The sequence below is a fragment of the Chryseobacterium sp. AG363 genome (genome assembly GCF_003610675.1).
Classification (GTDB): domain Bacteria; phylum Bacteroidota; class Bacteroidia; order Flavobacteriales; family Weeksellaceae; genus Chryseobacterium; species Chryseobacterium cucumeris.
In genome coordinates, this window is record NZ_RAQF01000002.1 from 702886 (window position 1) to 725368 (window position 22483).

Genomic DNA, 22483 nt, shown 5'->3' on the forward strand with positions numbered 1-22483 from the left:
CTGTATTCAAAAAACAAAGTGATTTTCCATCATAAGGAGATCCACATTTCCATTATTGGTTAAAATGGAACATAAAAATGACAAAAATGAACTACATTTTAATAGCGCAGCGTGTCTAAATTTGCAAAAAGGATTTTTATTACCCTGTTATAATGAACGAGACTCAATCTTTTAATGCAAAAATGCCGACCGCCTGTTTTTTACTATTCTTTGCCCACGGGCTTGTTTTTTCTTCCTGGGCGAGCCGGATTCCTATCATTAAAACTGCTCTTTCCATTACTGAAGCCCAGTTGGGAACACTTTTGCTTCTGATGCCGATAGGACAGCTGTCGACGATGGTTCTGGCCGGAAAACTGATCAGTATTTACGGAAGCAGCGGAATTATTAAAAGATGCTTTATGTTGTATCCTTTTTTTCTTCTCTTAATTGGTTTATCACCTTCTTACTGGACTTTAGGGGCCGTTCTGTTCTTTTTCGGTGTGTCCGGGAATATGTGCAATATTGCCATCAATACACAGGCAATTGAGATAGAATCTATCACGAAAAGAACTCTTCTTTCTTCCTATCACGGAGCATGGTGTTTTGCAGGGCTTACGGGGGCAGTCATAGGTTTGCTGATGATTAATCTCCATGTAGGAACTTTTTACCATTTTGCTGTTATTTTCATTCTGGTAGGAATACTTTGGTTTTACAGTACAAAAAATCTGACCAATATTATTCATAAAGCAGAACCGCAGACCCGTTCAATTTTCAAAGCAGTGAATCCTACACTGATTGGTTTGGGAATTATAGGCTTTCTGAGTATGGCGATTGAGGGCGCAATGTTCGACTGGAGCGGGGTTTATTTTCAAACTATAGTTAAAGCACCTGAAAACCTTGTCATACTGGGGTATACAAGTTTTATCTTAATGATGACTTTAGGTCGTTTTATCGGGAATAAAATCATTGAAAAGTATGGGAAAAAGATTGTTCTGCAGTGTTGTGGACTGCTGATGAGCAGCGGGCTTTTTCTAAGTGTTTTCTTTCCGGAACTGTGGATCTGCATCATTGCTTTTATGATCATTGGCCTCGGAAGTTCCCTGAGTGTGCCTTCCGTTTACAGTACAGTAGGAAAAGTGAGTACAGTAGCTCCGAGTATTGCTTTATCATTTGTTTCCAGCATATCATTTTTAGGATTTCTGATGGGGCCGCCTCTTATCGGATATATTGCAGAAAGTTTTGATCTCAGGTACTCATATGGTCTTTTTGCCTGCTTTGGGATTTTACTGGCGATTATGGCGGGTCAGATGAAAGTCTTCAGGAAATCATAATCAATTTCTTTTTAAGGAGTTTTTGACATCTTTTAAGCATTTTTTGACATGTTCTGGCTCATGATCGTTACCTAATCTTGCATTGTAAAATACTTTTTATCTTTATTAAAAATTTCCTTTTATGAAGCCGGTCTCAGGAATTGTATCAGAATCTGTTATTGACCATTCTTTTTCCGTAAAACGATTGGAAGATGATCTCCTGTATTTCGTGGATTTTGTGAGGCTTAATTATCATCACATTGTAATGATTGAAAAAGGTAAAGGAGTACTGGTGATAGATGAGCGCTCTTTTGATATCACAGATCAGGAAATTTTTTTACTCTCAAAAGGCCAGATCTGCAGATTTGAAAATGATGCTGAAGTCTGTGGCTATCATATTTCCTTTGGCGATTGTTTCTGGGAAAGAGTTCCTTCCAGTGCCAGCAATTGCAAGGCTGTTCTGTTTAATAATGCTGCTGCGAATCAAAAACTGATACCGGACCCAGTTGAAACAGATGAATTTTTAAACTTATGTAAAAACTTATTGACGGAATACAAAGCAACATCTTATACCAATCAAATGGATGTACTGGCGGCCTATTTAAAAATCATGATGATCAAGCTGGCGAATGTAAAAATGGTAAAAGAGGATACTTTTGACAGTCAGGATTATATTATTTACCGCAAGTTTATGGAATTGCTGAGCAGTCAGTATCATAGCCTTCACGCCGTGAATGATTATTCGGAAAGATTGAATATTACGCCAAGAAGGTTAAGTGAATTGTGTAAACGGTGTTCTGATAAAAGTGCTAAAGAAATTATCAACGGACAGATTATAGCAGAGGCAAAAAGACTTCTTCAGTTCAGTTCCCATTCTGTAAAAGAGATTGCTTATCAGCTTCATTTCGGTACACCGGAACAGTTCAGCCACTTCTTTAAAAAAAATACGGAAATATCTCCGGCAAACTATCGCAGTAAGTTCATTCATATCGGAATATAATTTCGACGGAAATTTTGACATCTTATCGGCATTTATTGATATTCCGAAGCATTTCTAATCAGGATATCTTTGGATAAAATTATATAAAGATATGTCAGTATATCGTATGAAAGAAGTTGCGGGAATCATCATCCCGGACAGTAAAATTGCAACAGAAGCCACAGAACTTCTATTAGAACACGGAACAGAATTTATCTACAATCACTCTATGCGTGTTTTTCTATTTTCTTCCTTAAATGCAAAACGTGAAAACAAAGCGCATGACTCGGAACTATTGTATGTAGCATCCGTATTTCACGATCTGGGGCTTGTTTCTCATTACAGCAGCCCGGATCTGAGATTTGAAGTAGACGGAGCCAATGCAGCCAGAGACTTTTTGAAGGGTCATGGTATTGCTCAGGATAAACTTCAGCTCGTTTGGGACACCATTGCCCTTCACACTACCATTGGAATTGCGGAACATAAAGAAAATGAGGTTGCTTTAATGTATTCAGGAGTGGGATTGGATGTGATGGGCGAAGGCTATGAAAACCTGAGTGCGGAACATCGGGAAGAGATTATCAGAGCTTTTCCGAGAAATGATTTCAAAAAGAAGATCATTCCTACATTTTTCGGTGGTTTTGAACATAAAACCGAAACTACTTTCGGAAATATAAAAGCAGATGTATGTGCCTTCATGATCCCAAATTTTGAAAGGAAAAACTTCTGCGACTGTATTTTACATTCTCCATGGTCTGAATAGGAAAATAACTCTTTCAAAAAATAAACAGCCCCGGACATTCTTAGATGATCAGGGCTGTTATGGTTTATATCCAGTTTTCTATAAGATGAAGCCAGAGTGCTTTTTCTTTATCAAGCAGAAATACCGCAGATGATTTTCTCTTAGTCAGGACTTCTCCAGTGACCTGTGTTTCAATATAGGTAGCAAGTCCGTGATGCGCAGAATGATTCACTTCAATATTTTCAACCTGAAGACTTCGCTCAGGAAATTTTCCAAATACAGTCGGAAGCCATTCTTCAAGCATAGATAGGGTAACAGTATCTCCGTTTCCATTAATCATTTTAAAATCTTGCGAAAATCCGGCTAATAATTCTTGATAAAGACTTTCCTGATTTTCGGCTTTCCCCTGAAACCATTTTTCGATATTCCCGTGGAATTCTTCGATTTCGCGAATGATCTTTTCTGTATTATTCATAATTAAATGTATTATATCTTTTGATTTAAACTTATCTTTTAATTAATAATTTTGCTTAATCTGTTTCGTGCCCAGAGCCCAGCCAGCTGAAAAATACCTATCATTCCTACAGCGGCTGCAAAGGCTTCTTTAAACCCCAGAATTGGGATCAGATTAAAGAACAGCGTACCAATAACAGCTCCTCCGGTGACGCTCCCAATCTGAATACCAATACTTACCAAACCTGAAGCCTGCCCGGCTTTATCTTTTGAAACCAGGGAAATGGCCGTCCGCATCATGACCGGCATAATCGTACCATGTCCAAATCCGGCAATAAACAATGTCAGATGAGTCACAAATGAGGGTTTGTGCTGAAAATAAAAAACAGCTGCACTTATCAGAAATCCTGTCATTAACAATCCTAATCCTATATAGATCATTTTGGATGCGTTTAATTGTACTCTGGAAGTAACCAAAGGTGCCAGAAAAAAAGCGAGACCATAAGGAATGATGGCAAATCCTGTCTGCATTGAATTTTGATGAAGAAACTGCTGAAGATAATAAGGATAGCAAATAAATAAACCAGCTGTGAAATTATAAAAGAAAATAATCAGAAGACTTAATGCGAAAGGTTTCTGCTGCAATAAAGCCGGCTCTATAAGTATGGGGCGATTATCTTTGAGCTGTTTCTTCTCGTGTTCTAAAAATAAAATTATTAATACGATTCCGGTGACAAATATTCCGAAAATCCACCATGCCCATTCGAATTTCTGGCCGAAAATAAGAGGGCAGATGATAAAAAGTAAGGCAATAACTAATAATAAAGCTCCCACAAAATCAATACCTGTTTGTTCTTTCGGGTTACTGTTGCCCATAGTAAAATGAATGCCCAGAATACAGATACTGGTAATTGGCACATTGACAAGAAACACCATTTCCCAGGAAAAATTTCCCCAATGCATGCTTAAAAGAATTCCGCCAAATAACTGTCCGATCACCGAAGCAAGACCAAATACCGAGCTGAAAATACTAACGGCCTTAGGCTGTTCCTGACTGTTGAAAAGGTCTTTTATAGAAGCCAGTACCTGTGGAGCAAGCAATGATGCACCAACACCCTGAAACAATCTGAAAGTAATTAACCATGTAACATCCGGAGAAAAAGCGCAGGCAAGAGAGGAAAACAGAAAAGTATACAATCCTGCTATAAATATCTTTTTACGTCCGTAAATATCACCCAGGCGTCCGCCACACACAACAAGTGCGGCATAGGTGAGTCCATAAATGGCTATAACCATCTGAAGCTGATGATCACTGGCGTTCAGTGATTTTTTGATGGAAGGCAGAGCCATATTAACAATAAAATAATCCAGTGGTGATAGAAAAGCACCTGCAATCAGAAAGTTGAGTGCCTGCCACCGTTTCGGATGTATGTTCATATTTTTTTGAGCAAAATTACCTCCTTTGTGTTCTGTTAAAATTGTACTTTTGGAGGAAAATACAGTGTGTCATGAAAGGATTGCCTCTTGAAGAGATTGATGTAAGAGAATTAGAACTGAAAGAAGAGATTGTACTTAAACAAACACTTTTCTCTCATTCGTTTATATTGTGAAGGGAAAAGGATCGCTTACTTATGATGGGCGAAACATTAATTTTTCGCAGGGCAAGCTCTTTATTATTCCACAGAAGGAGGTCTATCGTTTTGAAAGTGAGTCTGCCCAGCTTATTACAATTCAATGCCCGGTGGAGTTTATTGATAAAATCCGTTTGGAAGCGGACCGTATTGAAAGCTGTGAGAATTTACATAAACTACAATACATCAGCCATAATTATCATGCAAGAGCAGGCTGTGTCTTCAGAGATAAAAATGATGAGCGCTTTGCAGAAACCCTTATTCTGCAAATTGCAAATGAATTCAAAAATAAAGCTGAGGATTATTTAATTATCCGCAACTGCATGTCGATCCTTCTGAATCTGATTGCCCGAAATATCATTCAGAGTGAAACTTCAGATCTGCAGGAAAACCGGAAAGCTTTCTCCATCATGAAAATCATTGCATATATTCAGCAACATATAAAAGACCGTGAGAAAACCGGAATTCAGACTATTGCCGGTCATTTTGGGATTTCCGGGAATTATTTCGGAGAATATTTTAAACAGCAGACAGGAATTTCTTATCAGGATTATCTGCTGGACTATAGATTAAAACTGGTGGAAACCTATTTAAAATACAGCAGTGTCAGACTAAGTGAGATTGCCTACGAGCTCCAGTTCAGCGATGAAAGCCACCTTTCCAAACTGTTCAAGAAATACAGAGGAGTAACTCCCGGAGAATACAGGAAAAGTTTCAAGTAAATATCTTTTTATAAGAAGGCTTTTTTTATTAGGTTAAGATTTGATTTTAAAAAATATAAAGTTAACTATATAGTTGACTTTATATTTTTATATATTTACTGCAAATATATTTCAGATGGATTTTGACTTTATTAAAGAATTAGGGTATAAAGCGTTGGATAGCAGACTGAAGAGGATCAGTGACCGCATGTCTCATGATGTGCGGAAGTTTTATAAAGAATTCGGAATTGATGTGGAACCCAATTGGTATCTGGTTTTTATGTTGCTGCAAAAAAAAAGCGAAATTTCTATTACCGATATCGCTGAGCCTTTGGGCTATTCACATCCATCCGTTGTGGCTATCGTCAAAAAAATGAGCGAAAGCGGTTATCTCATCATCAAAAAAGATAGTGTAGATAAGCGAAAGCAGATCATTTCATTATCTCCCAAAGCCATTGATATGCTTCCTCAGCTGAAGCAGATCTGGGACAGTTGTGAAAAAGCAATTCTGAAGGTATTATCAGAAGATCTGTCGATTTTAACGTATCTGGATGATATTGATCAGGAATTAAAAAATGAATCTTTTCATCACAGATTTAAACAGGAATATTTAAAATCAATTCAATCATGAAAGCATTACTTCTCATTACAGCATTTCTTTTTTCCACGAATTTGATTTCGGCAACAGAAACGAAAATCATGATCAGAGCCAAAGCAAGAGATGCAAAGTTTATCGGAACTTCATTGGGCGGCGCTCATATTATCATCAGAAACAAGCTTAATCAAAGGATTCTGGCAGAAGGAAACACTACCGGAAGCACGGGAAACACAGATCTGATTATGAAAACGCCCAAAGTAAGAGGAAACTCCATTGCAGATGAACAGACAGGAGGTTTTATGGCTGCCATAGATATTGATGAACCTACATTTGTGAATATAGAAGTAATCTCTCCTTTGAACAGCAAGCAGGCTCAGGCGGTAGTAAGTACAGAGCTATGGCTGATTCCCGGGAAACATATTCTGGGAGAGGGAATTATCCTTGAGATTCCGGGGTATATTATTGATATTCTGAAACCCAGAACCCATCAGTATATTGCACTGAAAAGTATTAAAGATAAACCTTTCCTGTTTCAGGCCAATATTGTGATGATGTGCGGATGTGTTATTGATAAAGGAGGCGTATGGAATTCTGATGAAATAGAAGTGAAAGGAATCCTGAAGAAAGACGGAAAATTTGTGAAAAATGTAGAGATGTCTTTAGTTTCAACCAATCTGTTTGAAGGAGATCATATCATCAGTTCGCCGGGAAACTATGAGCTTGTTCTGTATGCCTATCATGAAAAAACAGGAAATACAGGCGTGGATAAGGTCAATTATGTAGTTTTCGAATAAATGAAACTCAATATATGGGAATGAAAAGAGACTTCTGAAAAGTCTCTTTTTTTATGCAGAACAAATTATAAAACCTGAAGCTCTTTAAATACTTCTATAATGGCTTCAATAAGTCCTTTATCTACATTTTTTTCGGAAGCAGCATCGGGGAGAAGAGCTCTTAAGTCACCGTGATCATCACGCTCGATAACGACTTCAGTTCCATCTACGTCTACATACAGTTTATATCCGTAAGAGAATGTAGCCAGCTTTCCATTGAAAAGCAGTTCTTTGCCCTTGTAAGTTACCGGTACTTCAAATTCTTCCATGCGTAAGCTTCTATTATAATTGGAGCAAATGTCGGGAAATTTTAATTCATATCATCATATAAACTGTAATGATAAAGCCAGATCGTGCAAATTATTAAAAATATTAATGGAGTAAATCTGTATATTTATCCTTAGTTATGGAGTCATTCAAAAGCAGGAATGATCAATGAATTTGAATTAAGCAATTATGAAAGATACAATCACCATTTTCTGGTTCAGGCGTGACCTGAGATTGGAAGACAATATCGGACTTCACCACGCTCTGCAGTCTGATGCACCGGTACTACCCATTTTTATATTTGATACTGATATTCTCGGCAAGCTGGAAGATAAAGAAGACCGCAGGGTTGATTATATCCATCAGGCTTTGACGGATCTCAATGTTTCATTAAAAAAGTATCATTCAAAAATCAATATCTATCATGGTAAGCCTATAGAAATATTCAGGAAATTGTCTGAAGAATACACTATCAGAAGTGTTTTCTGCAACAGAGATTATGAACCTCAGGCGATTGAAAGAGATAAGGAAATCTATTATTTTTTCAAAGAAAAGAATATTCCTTTTAAAGCCTGTAAAGATCAGGTGATTTTTGATAAGGATCAGATTGTTAAAAAAGACGGTTCGCCTTACACGGTTTATACTCCTTTTGCCAAAAAGTGGCGGGAAGTCTTAACTCCTGAGCATTATCAATCTGTTGAATTGGATTTTAAGAACCTCTTTCAACAGAAATATTCTGAGATTGTGGTATTAAAGGAAATAGGTTTCAAAAAAACAGATTTTGATTTTAAAAAACCGGTTCTGGAGGCGTCTATTATTGATGATTACGATAAGTACCGTGATTTTCCGGCATTACAGCATACCACACAGCTCGGAATTGCTTTACGCTTTGGAACCATCAGCATCAGAAAGTGTGTGGGTTTTGCATTAAAACATAATGCGGTATGGCTGTCCGAGCTGATCTGGCGTGAATTTTTTATGCAGATTTTATATCATTTCCCACAGGTAGTTCATCAGTCTTTTAAAAAGCAGTATGATAATATCCACTGGCGGAATAATGAAAAAGAGTTTAAGCACTGGTGTGAAGGAACCACAGGGTATCCGATTGTAGATGCCGGAATGAGGGAACTGAATGAGACAGGCTATATGCATAACCGGGTAAGAATGATTGTAGCGAGCTTTTTATGCAAACATCTGTTGATCGACTGGCGTTGGGGGGAAGCGTATTTTGCATTAAAACTGAATGATTATGACCTGTCTGCCAACAATGGAAACTGGCAGTGGGCTGCAGGCTCGGGATGTGATGCAGCACCTTATTTCAGGGTTTTTAATCCAACGGCTCAGACAGAAAAATTTGATAAAGACTTAGTGTACATCAAAAAGTGGCTCCCTGAATGGAATACACCAGCATATCCATCACCCATTGTAGAACACACCTTTGCCCGCGAAAGAGCTTTGTCAGAATATAAGAAAGCATTAACATAAATAATGTGATATGAAAAATGCCCGGTAACAAAATGTCACCGGGCATCAACCAATTGATATTTAATATGAAAAGTTACTTGCTAAAGTAACAGGATCATCAGATTGTTTTCAGATACAGCTCCTGTAATTCCTGCGCTGTAAATGCTTTGGAAGGTAAATTCTGGACAAGTTCTCCCTGTTTCATAATACCGATATTGGTAGCAACACTTACCGCATTGAAAATGTCATGAGTTGCCATTAAAACCGTTTTGCCTTCTTTACCCAGCTGTCTTACAATTTCTGTAAACTCTGCTGTAGCTATGGGATCCAGACCGCTGGTAGGCTCATCCAGAAGAAGCACTTTGGCATCTTTGGCCAGAGCAATGGCAATTCCAACTTTCTGGCGCATCCCTTTGGAATAACTGCCCAATGCTTTATGATGGGCGGTTTCCTGCAAACCGGTACGTTTAAGGAGCGCAGACAGTTCATCTTTCTGGTAATCAAAACCTGCAATTTTGGAGAAAAAATCAAGGTTTTCTATTCCTGTAAGGTTAGGATATAAAAGAACGGTTTCAGGAATGTAAGCCAAATGTTTTTTTATTTTTTTTGGCTCTTCTGTTACCGAAGTATCATTAATAAAAGCATCTCCGGAAGTTGCTTTAATGAGTCCCAGAAGAATATTGATGGTTGTACTTTTTCCTGCTCCGTTTTGTCCGAGTAGTGCAAAAATTTCACCTTTTTTTACTTCCAGATTAAGAGAATGAAGGGCGGTGAAATCGTTGTATTTTTTATGCAGGTTGACTGTTTTTAACATAGTTTTCTGTATTTGTATTGTGAAAGAATGATGAATAAAGTAATGAAGATGAGGTAAGGAAGAAGTATCTGTATCCATTTGATAGAGGAAGAGAATTTGAAAACCTCTATCGTTTGCTGTGCCCAGTTGACAGATTCCGCACTCTTGCCTGAGAAAATCAGAGGGTAGAAGAACAGCCTTTTTTTCTCATGGAATTTTTTGAGCGATGAAGCATACTGTAAGTGATTCTGCAGATCAGATTTTGCCAGATGACTTTCTACAAGCTGAGTATGTAGATTGGGAAGGAAATAACCTAAATAGGTTGCTGCCTGATTTCGTTTCTGCATTTTTTCCGTATACAGTTCGGATGATTTTGCAGATTCCAGGTCTCCCATATGCTGCATGGCATAATACCAGGTCCAGGTGAATGCATCATTTTCTTCTACAGTGAAATTGCTGTATTGTGGATAGGCTTTGTAAAACTTTTCCATGGTAGGACGTTTGTCTTCATCCCATTTGTTGTGATAGCCTTCTCTCTGTTCCATCACAGCTTTAAGGGACTCATGAACCGGATAAAGCTTCTGTATCAGAATATTACTGCTCATCGGGATAATAAAATTGATTCCCACCCATACAATCAGAAGAATTAATGCATTCTGAGCCGATGTTTTACGGAACGATACCATCCATCTGCACAAGGCGAACCAAAGAATAATGTATAGCCAGCCACTGATGATAAAAGCAATATAATAAGAATCAAAAGGTATTTTTATCCAGACCGAAGCGATGATAATTAATACAAAATATACAGCTGTAACAGCCAAAAGACGTACGAACATCTTTTGATCCAGAAACTTTTGTAAATTACCGCTCTGAATAGACAGCAGCTTCCAGGTTCCTTTTTCTTCTTCCTCAGAAATCAGATTATAGCATAATGCGACAATCACCAGTGGAAACAGGAAAACAACAACGAAACTAAAGTCAAAATTTCCAACTGCGGCATTGGCTGGATTATAAAAATCAGCATTGTAGCGCTGTTCCTCCAGATTTCGGATGGTTACTCCCTGAATAGAAGGATTCAGGTCACGCATTCCGATATTTAAAGCGGCAAGTCTGGGTGTTTCGTTCACCAGATTGAATTTAATATAATAAAGAACCAGCCCCAGATCATCTTTGTGAAATTTTGTATTTCTTTCTATACTTTCTTTTTGAAATGCTCCGCTTCGGGAGATGATGTCTTCGTTTCTGTCTAAAAATTTTTTTCCTGTATAAATAGCCATCAGCCCAGCTATCAATAAAAACAGCAGTGCAATGATATAGGCTTTGTTACGGTAAAATTGGGTGTATAAATAACGGTTCATTTAGATGAGTTTTAGTTTTCTTCCACTTATTTCGATAGCAATGATGCAGATAACCATCCATAGTACTAATGCAGCAGCAGATATGGGCTGTTGCTTTAAACTTTTCAGAACAGAAGTATACCGATATTGGAAATCCGGGAACTTTTCCCAGTTGTGTTTGTCGATGACGGCAGGCGGTCCGCCATTTTCCGGTTTAATATTACTGATCTTCTCAATCTGCAAATCATTTAAATGTTGAGCCATCTGATAACGATATTCTTCTGCCTGTTTTTGAAACTGGTTATAAGAGAAGAAATCTGTGCCCGTTGCAATCATTGAAAAATTTTTGATCGCAATGGCAGGATTAATCAGTCCTGAAATATCAGTCAGATTTTGCTGTTTACTGTAAATGTTCTGCAGTTCTTTCTGATGTCTGATATAGATATGTGAACTTATTTTTTCCCCTTCCTTCATAACGAATCCGCCATAGTTGAAAGGAAGTTCATTGGTTGTTTTTACCTGATACTTTGCCAGCAGAGAGTCTTTGATTTTTTTGAAATGCGGATCATCAGGATTATGGCTGTCTCCAGACTTTAAAATATCCTTTTCCAGGCTCGTTTCAAAAGCAATCCGGGAAGGGGCAGGATATAAATTCTGCGCTGCAAACTGAATTCCTTTAGGCAAAACAATGATGAAAAGAAGCCAGAAACCAATAAGGCTGATCAACGCAGATGAGGTACTTTTACTATTTGCAGAAACCACTACGGTCAACGTGCAGATAAAAAAGTAATAGATCATATAAGCAGGTAACAGAAATGATAAGCGTAATGCAATATCCGCTGTATTAGTAGCCTCCGACATGAATGCAGCCATGAAAACAATGGGAATGACCGGAATCAGGAAACATAAAGAAAACAGCCAGAGTCCCAGGATTTTACCCCAGATAATATCTCTTCCGGAAGTTCCCTGCACACTGATGATCTTTAAAGTAGCATTCTCACGCTCCTGAACAATTAATCCAAATCCTAGAAAAAGAATAATCAATGGAACAATGCTCTGCAGAATAAATGCACTGCTAAATGCCCCAAATCTGACTAAAGTTCCGGAACTTCCTGCTTCCGAAAGGTTGGCAGTATTTTGTTTATGCGCCTCCAGAAATATAACATTTCCAAGGTAATCATCCAGTCCGTTGTCAAAAATATTTAGTGGATGCCCGATTCTGAAAACCAGATAACCATAATGAGCCATACGGTGCGGATGTTTGTCTGGTCTGTGCTCCCAGTTTTCCCGGACTTCTTTCCGGTATTCTTTTATTTTCGAAAAAGAATCCGTGTATTTTGTATATCCTATACCAATACTCAGCATACAGAACAGGAGTACGGCAATCGTGGTGAGCAGATTTTGTTTTCCTTTAAACAAATCCTGCCAGGTTTTTCTCACCATCAGTTGTAAGTTTGAAATAGCCATAATTTAAAATTTATAAGTAGCAGTTAGTAAATAATTTCTTGGAGTTCCCGGAAACAGTCTTAAATAGTTCTGAGCTCCTATCCAGTAGACTTTGTTGGTGATATTATTCAGATTAAAAGAAAGATGGACAGTCTTTGCAGGAGTATAATACAATGCTGCATCTATTGTTGTATAGGCGGGAAGCTCAAAACTCCTTGTAAACCACGGAACTTTAGAACTCTGATAAAGTATTCCAGCACCAATCCCAAAGTCTTTGAGGAATTCAATAGTTGAAAAATTGTAGCGTGTCCAGATATTCACCGAATTCTTAGATGTGTTTTCCTTTCTTTTACCTATGACATCGGGGTTACTGTCATCCATTATTTTAGCATCAATATAGCTGTAGCCTCCGTAAATATGCCATTGTGGAAGAATATGACCGGAAAACTCAGCTTCAAATCCCCGGCTTCGGTCTGCACCACGCTGCACAAGTTCGTCAGGTTCTGAAGGATTATTGGCATTGATTAAAATATTTTTCTGGTTGATTTCATACACTGCAAGATTCAGAGAAATTCTTCCAAAAAGCTGTGCTTTGATTCCCAGCTCTTTAAGATCAGAAGTCAAAGGTTTGAATCTTGCTGCAGATCCTGTAAGACTCGAGGTATTGGGCATCAATGTTACCGTATTGGACTGAGGTTGATAGCCAGTTAAATAAGTTCCATATATATTAATATGATCCGTTATGCTATAGGTAATACCGAATCTGTACAACAGTTTATTATTGTTAAAAAAGGTCTCATTAGCTTCTTTGAAGTTGGTAATATCCTGAAACCATTCCTGGCGGATTCCCGTTAATATTTTAAACTTTTTCCAGGTAAAAAGATGCTGGATATAAGCTGCATGCGTTGTGGTAAGAGCAGAAGGTAAGGGCGTGATCACATTAAGCGTATTAAAATCCGCACCCTGATAATTTACAGCTTCCGGATTCAGATCAAATGGCGTGACATTAGGCTTAGGAATGATTGTTCCATTATAATTAACGGTCTGATAATCCGATGCTTTTGCAGGATTGTAAGAAGAAGCTACCGAACCGTTCTTCAGCAGAAAACCTCTTGCTGCATTCTGTTGTCCGCCTTTACGTTTCTCCCAAATTTGACTGTCATAGCCTATCAAAGCCTGGTGCTGAACAGCCCCGGTTTTAAATTTAAAATTAAAATAAGCATTAATGTTATCTGTTGCCCAGTTTTGCTTTCTTTGTACAAACTGCATCATGGCAAGGCTGGAAACCGATTTGTTATCCATATCAGGCACAAAAGAGTTGGTTGTTCTATGCTCCTGCAGATTTTCTCTCCAATATTGCTTCATATAGGAAGCATTAAAACTGATGGATTGGTTAAAATGATGGGCAACCGTTCCCATTACTATGAGTTCTCTGGTTTTAAAAAAATCATCCGGAGCTCCTAAATTCAGACTTCTAGGAGTGCTGTATAAATCTGTTTTTGCTGCTACGGCTCCGAAAATCGGCTGTCCTCTGTCAAGGTTTCCATAGAGATCATTGAAAATCATTTCTATATTCACGGATGTTTTTTCATTCGGAACAAAGGTGATAGAAGGAGACATCAGAATACCACTGTTTTTAACATGCTCCCTGAATGAATGAGCATTTTGATACGCTCCGTTAAAACGGAATAATAAAGTTTTGCTCTTATTTAAAGGACCTGTAAGATCTGTAGTGACACGGTAAGTTTCAAAGCTTCCACCTGATAAACTGATTTCGTGGCGAGAATTTGATAATGGTTTTTTAGTAACCATATTGATGGTCCCTCCGGGATCTACACTGGACATGGTAATACTTGCCGGCCCTTTGAAAACCTCCACACGTTCTATATTGGAAGTCATCGGTTGTAAAAAATAATACTGTCTTGTCCTCATTCCATTGATGATCTGGCCTTCTTCATTCTGGCTGATGCCACGGATGTTGTATTGGTTATAATAGCTGGAAGGAGAAACTCCGTTCACATTTTTCATCACATCTCCAAGCTGGAAAGCCTGACGGTCGGTGATCAGTTCTTTGGTAACGGTATTGAGTGTTAAGGGTAGATCTTTGTTTTTCATCGCAACCTTGGTGGCGGCAAAAGAATAGTCGGAAGTATAATCTTTAGACTTTCTTCCGATGACCTCTACGGTTTGAACCACAGTAGATAGTGAATCTTCAGAACGGGATTGAGCATACAGAAATGATGATGCGGTGATGAAACTTAGACTGAAAAGTTTCACAGAATTTGGGGAAATACAATGAATTATTCCCGAATAATTAAAATTACTGGTAGTCATGAACAGGGGTGTACGGGCATTGAATTTGCCCATTAATAAAAGGATATCCTTATAGGTGTGAAGACACAGGTATCCACGGAATTACAGTACAGACTAAAAAATCTGTAAACGAAAATATTAGGGCAGCATAGATTAAGCTACTGCAGAAAATAGATATGGGGGAGCTCTGGAACTGAAAAAGTCCAGAAGACAACGATAAGAAATGGCTTTTGGTTGTGGCATCTCGTTATCATTGGTAGTGTCGATAGCAAAATCCAAATTCAAAGGTTCAGGGAGAAGAACATTACTCATGTGTAAATGAAGTGCACACTGACATTCGTCGTCCTGAGAAAAAGTAGGAATTTTCTCTTCTTTTGAACCTTTTTTATAAGTCACTTTACCTTTGGAGTGCCTGGCATGGTCAAGACATGTTGTAACCCCGCTGACATTTGAAACAAATATCAGAAGTAAAGAAAAAACAAAAAAGACTCTGAGAAATTTTTGCATAATAGAAAAACAAATGTACAATTTAATTTGATAAAAATTGAATGATGAATAAAAAGTAGCAGATATTTTTAGCTTTTACTTGGAATTAATAGATTTGAATTTACTTTATGGAGTACGGTTGTTCATATGAATCTAATCTTAAAAACTTAAGACTGACTTATGTGGTTCCTGATCGTAATGATATTGAAGGAATAGCACATGACTGCGATGGCACTTGTGGATTCCTTATAATAATTGTGTTGCCATTTTAAAATCTATGAAAGCTGAACGGATAAAGGTGAATGATGTTAAATTAACAAGCCGGGTATATCAATACAAAGGTTATTCTGAACATTTCATGGTGTATAGATAATAAAAAGCCGAAAGCAAAACTACTTCCGGCTTTATATTCTATTTCATTTTGTTATGGGATCAAAACAGCTCTACCTCTGATCTTTCCATTTCTCATTCGGTCATAAACTTCATTGGCCTCATCCAGTTTATATTTTTCAACTTCAATATGAATTTTTTTCTGTCTTGCCAATCCTACCACTTCCATAAGCTCAACTCTTGATCCCCAATAAGGATTCGTCATGCTCACCCCAAATGGCAGTCCGGACATGCTGTACTGATAATGACCTCCGCCCAATCCGACAATGGTAAGATCACCATCCAGACTTACAATTTTAGTTCCGAGCTCTATGGTTGACGTTGCCCCTACAAAATCAATAACCACTTTAGCTTTTTTGATTCCTGTAATTCTCTGAATCTGTTCTGCTGCATTGGCATCTTTTGAGTTCACAGTAAATGTCGCACCCAGTTCTTTGGCGAAGGCTAGTTTTTCGTCCGTTACATCACAGGCAATGATTGTACTGCCGCTAACTTCTCTAAGGATCTGCAGAGCAACGTGCCCAAGTCCTCCAACGCCAATCACTACAACATACTCATCGGGTGTTAGTTTAGACAATGATCTTTTAATTGCGGAATAAGGAGTCAAAGCTGCATCAGTAAGCGGAGCGGCAATCACAGGATCCAGATCATAGATAGGAACTAATAATCTTGAAGAAGGAACAAGCATATACTCAGCCATCCCTCCATCTAGTCCCAAACCACCTCCATAAGCCATTTCGGACTGATGGTCACAATAATTTTCTTTGGATTGCTGACAGGGTTTACAATGGCCACATCCCCATGGACCATAGACCAGAACGGCATCTCCTTTTTTATAGCCTTTCACGTCAGGCCCTACTTCTTCAATCCAGCCGGCATTTTCATGGCCTAATGTGAATACTGAACCTCCTACAGTTCCCTCGTCAATAATATGAAGATCAGAGTGGCATACACCTGCTCCTCCAATTTTTAGCAAGACTTCATCTCCTTTAGGAGTGGGTTTTTCCATATCATTGACAACACGGACATCTTTGTGCCCGAAAAAACGTACTGCTTTCATAACTTAATATTTTAAAACTTATACCTTAAATGTACGAAAATTGATTTTGAATAACGGGTGATTTAATTGATATTAAACTAATATATGTCAGTAAATTATGGAGAAAATTCTATGGTGATGTGCTTGTAAATTATTACATTAAAATAGGTGTCAAAAGGTTTTTTGGAACGGTATGATTCAGATCATATTCGATCGTGTAAACACTTAATTATATTTGAGCATTGAAAATTTCATATTTCTGACAAATTACAGTATAACCTCTCAGTGATTCGGGAGGTTTTTTTGTGGAGAAATTTCAATATACAATTAGAACTATTGATTTATAGGTTACATGTAGCCCAGCAGATGATTCCTCTATATTTTTAATACAATTCTAAACAACCATCTATATCTGACGTAAGGTTTTTATTGTCAATTTGTTATAAAAAAACAGTTCCTTTTTTAAATAAGCAAATTAGATAACAACTAGCAATCAGGAAAACATACAAAATAAACTTTTAAATTGGGCAACTCTATCTTTAAACGGCTTAAATTATACTCATGTTCCAATATCTGCTGACAAATTTCTAAATTAATTTGTTAATATTATAAAATGATCTATTTTTAGTATTTTATTACAAAAATACTATTTAATGCCAAAAAAAATTATAAGAAATCTTCAAATTGGAGTAGTGATTTCTTTGATACTTCTGATTGCTAGTTCCATAGCATCTTATATAAGCATACATAAGCAGATGGAGAATAGGAAAGACTTATTAAAAAATAAGGAATCTATAAGCTTAGCAAAAGATATCTTAAATACTCTTTTAAATGCCGAAACAGGAAATCGGGGATATCAGCTTACCGGAAGGGAAAGTTTTCTTGAACCTTTCAATAAAAGTAAGAGTGAATATCCGTTGCTTGTTTCTAACAAAGGTAGACTTCATCTGAGAGATAAAGATCAGATTAATATCCTAAATGAATTGCTGCATACTTCAGAGATGATGATGAAGGAATATGTATTGCTTATTGAGAATCGTAAAAAAGGAATATTAATGAGTCCGGACGAACTTGTACAAAACAAGGAGGCTATGGACAGATGCCGCATGCTCGTTCAGAAATTTGTAAAAAAGGAGGAAGTTCAACTTGCTATAAAAAATGAAGATCTGAACAAGTCTTCCCAGTGGACCGTTTTGTTCATCGTTTTTTCTGCCATGGCAGCCATTGGGGTAACTATTTTTGTTTATATACAACTAAAATCTGACCTTATCCGACGCGGGAAGTTGGAAAAAGATCTGTTTAACACTAAGGAAATGCTTGAGGAAACAAGCTTAGTAGCCCAAGTGGGAGGTTGGGAAGCCAATATGAAGACCGGAAAGCTCTTTTGGTCTCAAAGTACAAGAGAAATTCACAAACTGAAAGATGATCTTCAGCCTACTTTCGAAACTGCCTTTGATTTTTACAAAGGAAAAAGCAAGGAGAGAATAAAATACCTTTTTAACAGAGCAATACAACAAGGAATTACTTTTGATGAGGAGTTTCAGCTTTTGCGTAATGATGGAGTTACGATATGGGTAAGAGTAAAAGGGATTCCAGAATTTGAAGGTAATAGCTGCAAAAGGGTTTTCGGAATCATTCAGGACATTGATGCCTTCAAAAAGATGTTTCTGGAGGTTACCCGCAAGGAGGCTATAATGCAGTCTTTTGCCACTGATGTTCCTGTTCCTTTGGCCATGTTTGATAAAGACCTTAATTATGTTGCCGTAAGCAACAGATGGAAGGAGGAATTTAGTATGAATAATATAGATCTTATTGGTAATAATCTTTTCACTATATCACCTAGTATACCCAAAGAAAGAAAAGAGATTTATGACAATGCGCTGTTGGGAAAAACCTACATCAACAGTGACTATACGCTAAAGGTAGAAGGAAAAGAACAAATTCAGCATTACGACCTTAAAGTCGGACCTTGGTATCTTACAAAAGATGAAGTAGGAGGAGTAATTATTTCCATACAGAATATTACAAATGCTGTAAAGATAAATGAAGAACTAAAAAATGCCAAGGAAACAGCAGATATTGCCAGCAAAGCAAAATCCGAATTTCTTGCCAATATGAGTCATGAGATCAGAACTCCTTTAAACGGAGTTATTGGCTTTTCAGACCTTCTCCTCACAACACCGCTGAATGAAACACAGATGCAATATCTGAATTACATCAATGAGTCAGGGGAAAACCTGCTTAGCATTATCAATGATATATTGGATTTTTCTAAAATAGAATCCGGAAAAATGGAGCTTTTGATTGAAAAATGTGATGTTTATGACATGTTGAGCCAGGTTATCAATGTTATTATTTATCAATCCCAGAAAAAAAATATCGAACTTCTTCTCAATATTGAACCGGGTCTTCCAAAAATACTTTTTATGGATGAAGCAAGGTTAAAGCAGATCTTGATCAATCTTCTTGGGAATGCCGTGAAATTCACAGAAAAAGGAGAGATCGAGCTAAAAGTAGAGAAATTACGTATGGATGATCGTACTATTGCTTTGCGTTTCTCGGTTAGAGATACGGGAATCGGCATCCCTGTTGAAAAACAGAAATACATTTTTGATGCCTTTACTCAGGAAAACAGTTCCATCAGTAAACAATATGGTGGCACGGGTCTAGGGCTTACTATTTCGAACAATATCCTGGGATATATGGGAAGCCATTTGTCGCTGAGCAGCGCAAAGGAAAGCGGTTCTGTATTTTTCTTTGACATTGAGATTCCTTACGAGATCTCTCAATTGAGAGAGGAGGATGAAATAACAATCAAAACGGCCCTGGTGGTTGATGATAATGAAACCAACAGGATCATTCTTGAGCACATGCTTAGCTATAAGAATATCAAATCTACCCTGGCTTCTAATGGGATGGAAGCATTAGAGATCTTGTTGAAAGGTGAGCGGTTCGATGTGATCCTGATGGATTATCATATGCCTCTTATGTCCGGATTGGAAACGATTGATAAAATGACAGGGCTGTTCAACCAGCGAAAAGAGACTTCCCCATTTATAATACTTTCTTCTTCTTCAGAAGAATTGAGCATATTTACCTCGGTTAGGAAAATACAAAATGCACATTTATTGTTGAAGCCTATCAAATCACATGAACTATACAAAACCTTAAAAAAAGTAGATCGAAGTTATACAGTGGAAACCGGGAAGGACCAGTCTGAAAAAGTTTCCCATTTATTTGCCCCGGAATTAGATGTGCTTTTGGTTGATGATAATGTTGTGAATATGGTCCTGAATAATAGAATGATGAAATCTCTTGCTCCCAGTATACATCTAACGGAAGCAGTCAATGGGCTGCAGGCTCTGGAGGAATGCAGGAAAAAGCAGTTTTCCATTATCCTGATGGATGTACAGATGCCAATAATGAGCGGTATTGAGGCAACACAAAATATCAGAATGCTGCCGGGATATGAACACATACCTATCATAGGCGTTACAGCCGGAAATGTGCTGGGCGAAAAAGAAAAGTGCATTGAAGCCGGAATGAATGATTTCCTTCCCAAACCTGTAAGAAAGGCAGATCTTCTTGAGGTGCTCAAAAAATATATTAGAGTTTAGAATTTATAAAAAAATGGTGCTCGATTTCTCCTACTAAGTTATTTTTTATTTAGAAATACTTTTACAAGAAAGATTTTATACAATTTATAAAGCAGAAGAGGCTGTCTTAAATCTTAGAAGAGATAGCCTCTTTTAAGATTGTTATTATCTTGTAATTATTCAAAATTTAATTGTCAAATTAGACGATTTATCATCAAGAGCATTCAGTTTTCTTAGATGCTTCAGCAAAGAGTTCACGTTTTGTAGCCTCACCAGGGATCGAACCTGGATCTAAAGTTTAGGAAACTTCTATTCTATCCATTGAACTATGAGGCCTGGCTAAGATTATAAAATTACAAATTATTTGCCTTAGTAGCGTAATGATCAAGATGTTGATTCAAGAGAAAAACATTAACAACAAATGCTCAAGTAGGTTTTAGGAGTTTTATAATCTGGTTTTCTCTGAAATGATAGAACTTTTTTTTAGATGGGATGAGCTCCCTTAATCTCATTTTATTCCTATTTAAAGCATAAAATGTGGTATGAATTAGTTATTCATAATACTTTAAAAATTGCTACGTTTTGAAATATTGTAAGTATTTTTGAGGTTTAAATATCTGTAACTAATTATTGATTTTAACTTCTATGATTTTAATTGTTGATGACAATCAAAGTAATCTTTATTCACTGCAAAAATTACTAGAGTCCAAAGATTTTCAGGTGGAAACAGCCAATTCCGGTGAAGAGGCGCTTGCTAAAGCCCTTAAAAACGACTATGCCCTCATTATTCTGGATGTTCAGATGCCTGATATGGACGGTTTTGAAGTAGCAGAAACATTGGCAGATTACAGTAAAACAAAAGAAGTTCCCATTATATTTTTATCTGCTGTTAATACAGATAAGAAATTTATAACGAAAGGCTATGCTTCCGGTGCTAAAGACTATGTCACGAAACCAGTAGATCCTGAAATTCTTTTACTGAAAGTAAAAACATTCTATAATCTTCAGGAGCAGAATATAGCAATGAAGAAGGCCCAGCAGAATCTTGAGCTGGAGGTTAAAGGAAGACGTGAATCACAAGTGACAATGAAGTCTCAGATTGACCATTTTCACTTAATGCTGGAGTCACTTCCACAAATTGCATTTACCCTTAATGAAGCCGGAACTGTGGATTTCGTGAACGGTAAATGGTATGAATATTCAGATTCTGAACAGAATTTTCCTGAAATATATCCGGATGATCCTGATATAACAGAAGAATTTGAGAGATGCAGAAAAAAAGGAAAAGCTCTTGAGCTGGAGGTCAGAATTAAAAATGTGGTTTCTGGTAATTACCGTTATCATTTGCTTAGAGTAACGCCGGTATATGATGAAGGCCGTATTAAAAACTGGGTGGGAACTTTTACCGATATTGATGATCAGAAGAAAGTTGAAAAAGAAAAAGATGAATTTTTAAGCATCGCCAGCCATGAGCTAAAGACTCCTTTAACGAGTATTAAAGCCTATGTTCAGTTGTTGGAAAGAAAATTAAAACTCGATAAAGAAAGCTCTGAAGCAGGATTTGTAGCGAAAGTTCAGGGACAGATTGAAAAGCTGAATACCTTGATCACTGATCTGCTGGATGTTTCTAAAATAGAAAATGGCAAGCTGAAAATTAATAAAAAACCCGTTAATCTGGAAAATTTGATCAATAATGCCATTGAAACAATCATACAAACTCATGATCAGCGTGAAGTGAAAATTGAGCGTCACGGAACAAAACCGGATATTTTAATTCCTTTAGACGAAATCCGTATAGAACAGGTGCTCATCAACTTTCTGACCAATGCTATAAAATATTCACCAGATAATAATCAGGTGATTGTCACCACTTTTGTAGATGAAGAAGCTGAAGAAGTAAGAGTGAACGTAACTGACTTTGGAATTGGTATTCCTGATTTTAAACAGGATGCGGTTTTCAAAAAATTCTACCGTGTAGAAGAATCTTCACTGCAATTTCAGGGAATGGGAATCGGATTGTTTATCTGTTCCGAGATCATCAAACAGCACCATGGAAGTGTTGGGGTTTCCAGTATAGTAGATGAAGGCTCTACTTTTTATTTCACATTACCACTAAACTAATT

At 37.3% G+C, this 22483-nt stretch carries 18 protein-coding genes and 1 tRNA gene; 9 read left to right on the top strand and 10 right to left on the bottom strand.

Features of this window, described 5'->3' with window-relative positions:
• Positions 1-152 precede the first annotated feature (152 nt).
• The 3 genes from DEU39_RS03130 to DEU39_RS03140 all read left to right on the top strand — a co-directional run bounded on the left by DEU39_RS03130 (position 153) and on the right by DEU39_RS03140 (position 3031).
• Positions 153-1310 (top strand): MFS transporter, encoded by a 1158-nt coding sequence (locus tag DEU39_RS03130; protein WP_120230912.1) that lies wholly within the window; start codon positions 153-155, stop codon positions 1308-1310.
• A gap of 121 nt (positions 1311-1431) precedes the next feature.
• Positions 1432-2289: an AraC family transcriptional regulator gene (locus DEU39_RS03135; protein WP_120230913.1), complete on the top strand. Its 858-nt coding sequence runs from the start codon at positions 1432-1434 to the stop codon at positions 2287-2289.
• A 91-nt stretch (positions 2290-2380) separates the two neighbouring features.
• Entirely contained in the window at positions 2381-3031 is a 651-nt protein-coding gene (locus DEU39_RS03140) for an HD domain-containing protein (RefSeq protein ID WP_120230914.1), read from the top strand.
• Positions 3032-3095: 64 nt separating this feature from the next.
• On the opposite strand, the gene DEU39_RS03145 is transcribed toward DEU39_RS03140, so the two are convergent.
• Together DEU39_RS03145 and DEU39_RS03150 are read right to left on the bottom strand one after the other, a co-directional pair.
• Complete coding sequence (locus tag DEU39_RS03145; protein ID WP_120230915.1) at positions 3096-3485, bottom strand: hypothetical protein; 390 nt, start codon at positions 3483-3485, stop codon at positions 3096-3098.
• 38 nt (positions 3486-3523) lie between these two features.
• On the bottom strand, positions 3524-4900 hold the full coding sequence (locus DEU39_RS03150) for an MFS transporter (protein ID WP_120230916.1): 1377 nt from the start codon (positions 4898-4900) through the stop codon (positions 3524-3526).
• A 169-nt stretch (positions 4901-5069) separates the two neighbouring features.
• Between DEU39_RS03150 and DEU39_RS03155 the strand changes: the two genes are divergently transcribed.
• The 3 genes from DEU39_RS03155 to DEU39_RS03165 all read left to right on the top strand — a co-directional run bounded on the left by DEU39_RS03155 (position 5070) and on the right by DEU39_RS03165 (position 7187).
• The gene (locus DEU39_RS03155; RefSeq protein ID WP_262696554.1) at positions 5070-5816 is read left to right on the top strand and encodes an AraC family transcriptional regulator; all 747 of its coding nucleotides are present in this window, start codon (positions 5070-5072) and stop codon (positions 5814-5816) included.
• A 115-nt stretch (positions 5817-5931) separates the two neighbouring features.
• Positions 5932-6426 (top strand): MarR family winged helix-turn-helix transcriptional regulator, encoded by a 495-nt coding sequence (locus DEU39_RS03160; protein ID WP_120230917.1) that lies wholly within the window; start codon positions 5932-5934, stop codon positions 6424-6426.
• Positions 6423-7187, top strand: coding sequence for a hypothetical protein (locus DEU39_RS03165; protein WP_120230918.1), 765 nt, complete (start codon positions 6423-6425; stop codon positions 7185-7187). Before DEU39_RS03160 ends, DEU39_RS03165 begins: the two co-directional genes overlap by 4 nt.
• A gap of 65 nt (positions 7188-7252) precedes the next feature.
• Here the strand turns inward: DEU39_RS03165 and DEU39_RS03170 are convergent, their stop codons facing one another.
• Positions 7253-7495, bottom strand: coding sequence for a hypothetical protein (locus DEU39_RS03170; RefSeq protein ID WP_110008709.1), 243 nt, complete (start codon positions 7493-7495; stop codon positions 7253-7255).
• A 187-nt stretch (positions 7496-7682) separates the two neighbouring features.
• Between DEU39_RS03170 and DEU39_RS03175 the strand changes: the two genes are divergently transcribed.
• Complete coding sequence (locus DEU39_RS03175) at positions 7683-8978, top strand: cryptochrome/photolyase family protein (protein ID WP_120230919.1); 1296 nt, start codon at positions 7683-7685, stop codon at positions 8976-8978.
• Positions 8979-9075: 97 nt separating this feature from the next.
• Here the strand turns inward: DEU39_RS03175 and DEU39_RS03180 are convergent, their stop codons facing one another.
• The 6 genes from DEU39_RS03180 to DEU39_RS03205 all read right to left on the bottom strand — a co-directional run bounded on the left by DEU39_RS03180 (position 9076) and on the right by DEU39_RS03205 (position 16785).
• A complete protein-coding gene (locus tag DEU39_RS03180; RefSeq protein ID WP_120230920.1) occupies positions 9076-9771 on the bottom strand; it encodes an ABC transporter ATP-binding protein in 696 nt (231 codons plus the stop codon).
• Positions 9765-11111, bottom strand: coding sequence for a DUF3526 domain-containing protein (locus DEU39_RS03185; protein ID WP_120230921.1), 1347 nt, complete (start codon positions 11109-11111; stop codon positions 9765-9767). The genes DEU39_RS03180 and DEU39_RS03185 overlap by 7 nt, the downstream gene beginning before the upstream one ends.
• Positions 11112-12557, bottom strand: coding sequence for an ABC transporter permease (locus DEU39_RS03190; RefSeq protein WP_120230922.1), 1446 nt, complete (start codon positions 12555-12557; stop codon positions 11112-11114).
• Positions 12558-12560: 3 nt separating this feature from the next.
• Positions 12561-14813: a TonB-dependent siderophore receptor gene (locus DEU39_RS03195; protein ID WP_228436614.1), complete on the bottom strand. Its 2253-nt coding sequence runs from the start codon at positions 14811-14813 to the stop codon at positions 12561-12563.
• A gap of 189 nt (positions 14814-15002) precedes the next feature.
• A complete protein-coding gene (locus tag DEU39_RS03200; RefSeq protein ID WP_062670130.1) occupies positions 15003-15356 on the bottom strand; it encodes a hypothetical protein in 354 nt (117 codons plus the stop codon).
• Between the two features lie 403 nt (positions 15357-15759).
• The gene (locus DEU39_RS03205) at positions 15760-16785 is read right to left on the bottom strand and encodes an NAD(P)-dependent alcohol dehydrogenase (protein ID WP_062670128.1); all 1026 of its coding nucleotides are present in this window, start codon (positions 16783-16785) and stop codon (positions 15760-15762) included.
• A 632-nt stretch (positions 16786-17417) separates the two neighbouring features.
• On the opposite strand from DEU39_RS03205, the gene DEU39_RS03210 reads away from it, so the two are divergent.
• On the top strand, positions 17418-20381 hold the full coding sequence (locus tag DEU39_RS03210; RefSeq protein WP_120230924.1) for a response regulator: 2964 nt from the start codon (positions 17418-17420) through the stop codon (positions 20379-20381).
• Between the two features lie 243 nt (positions 20382-20624).
• Here the strand turns inward: DEU39_RS03210 and DEU39_RS03215 are convergent.
• Positions 20625-20696 (bottom strand) — tRNA-Arg (locus DEU39_RS03215).
• A gap of 309 nt (positions 20697-21005) precedes the next feature.
• Between DEU39_RS03215 and DEU39_RS03220 the strand changes: the two genes are divergently transcribed.
• Positions 21006-22481, top strand: a complete 1476-nt coding sequence (locus tag DEU39_RS03220; protein ID WP_120230925.1) for a response regulator — start codon at positions 21006-21008, stop codon at positions 22479-22481.
• The last annotated feature ends 2 nt before the right edge of the window (positions 22482-22483 follow it).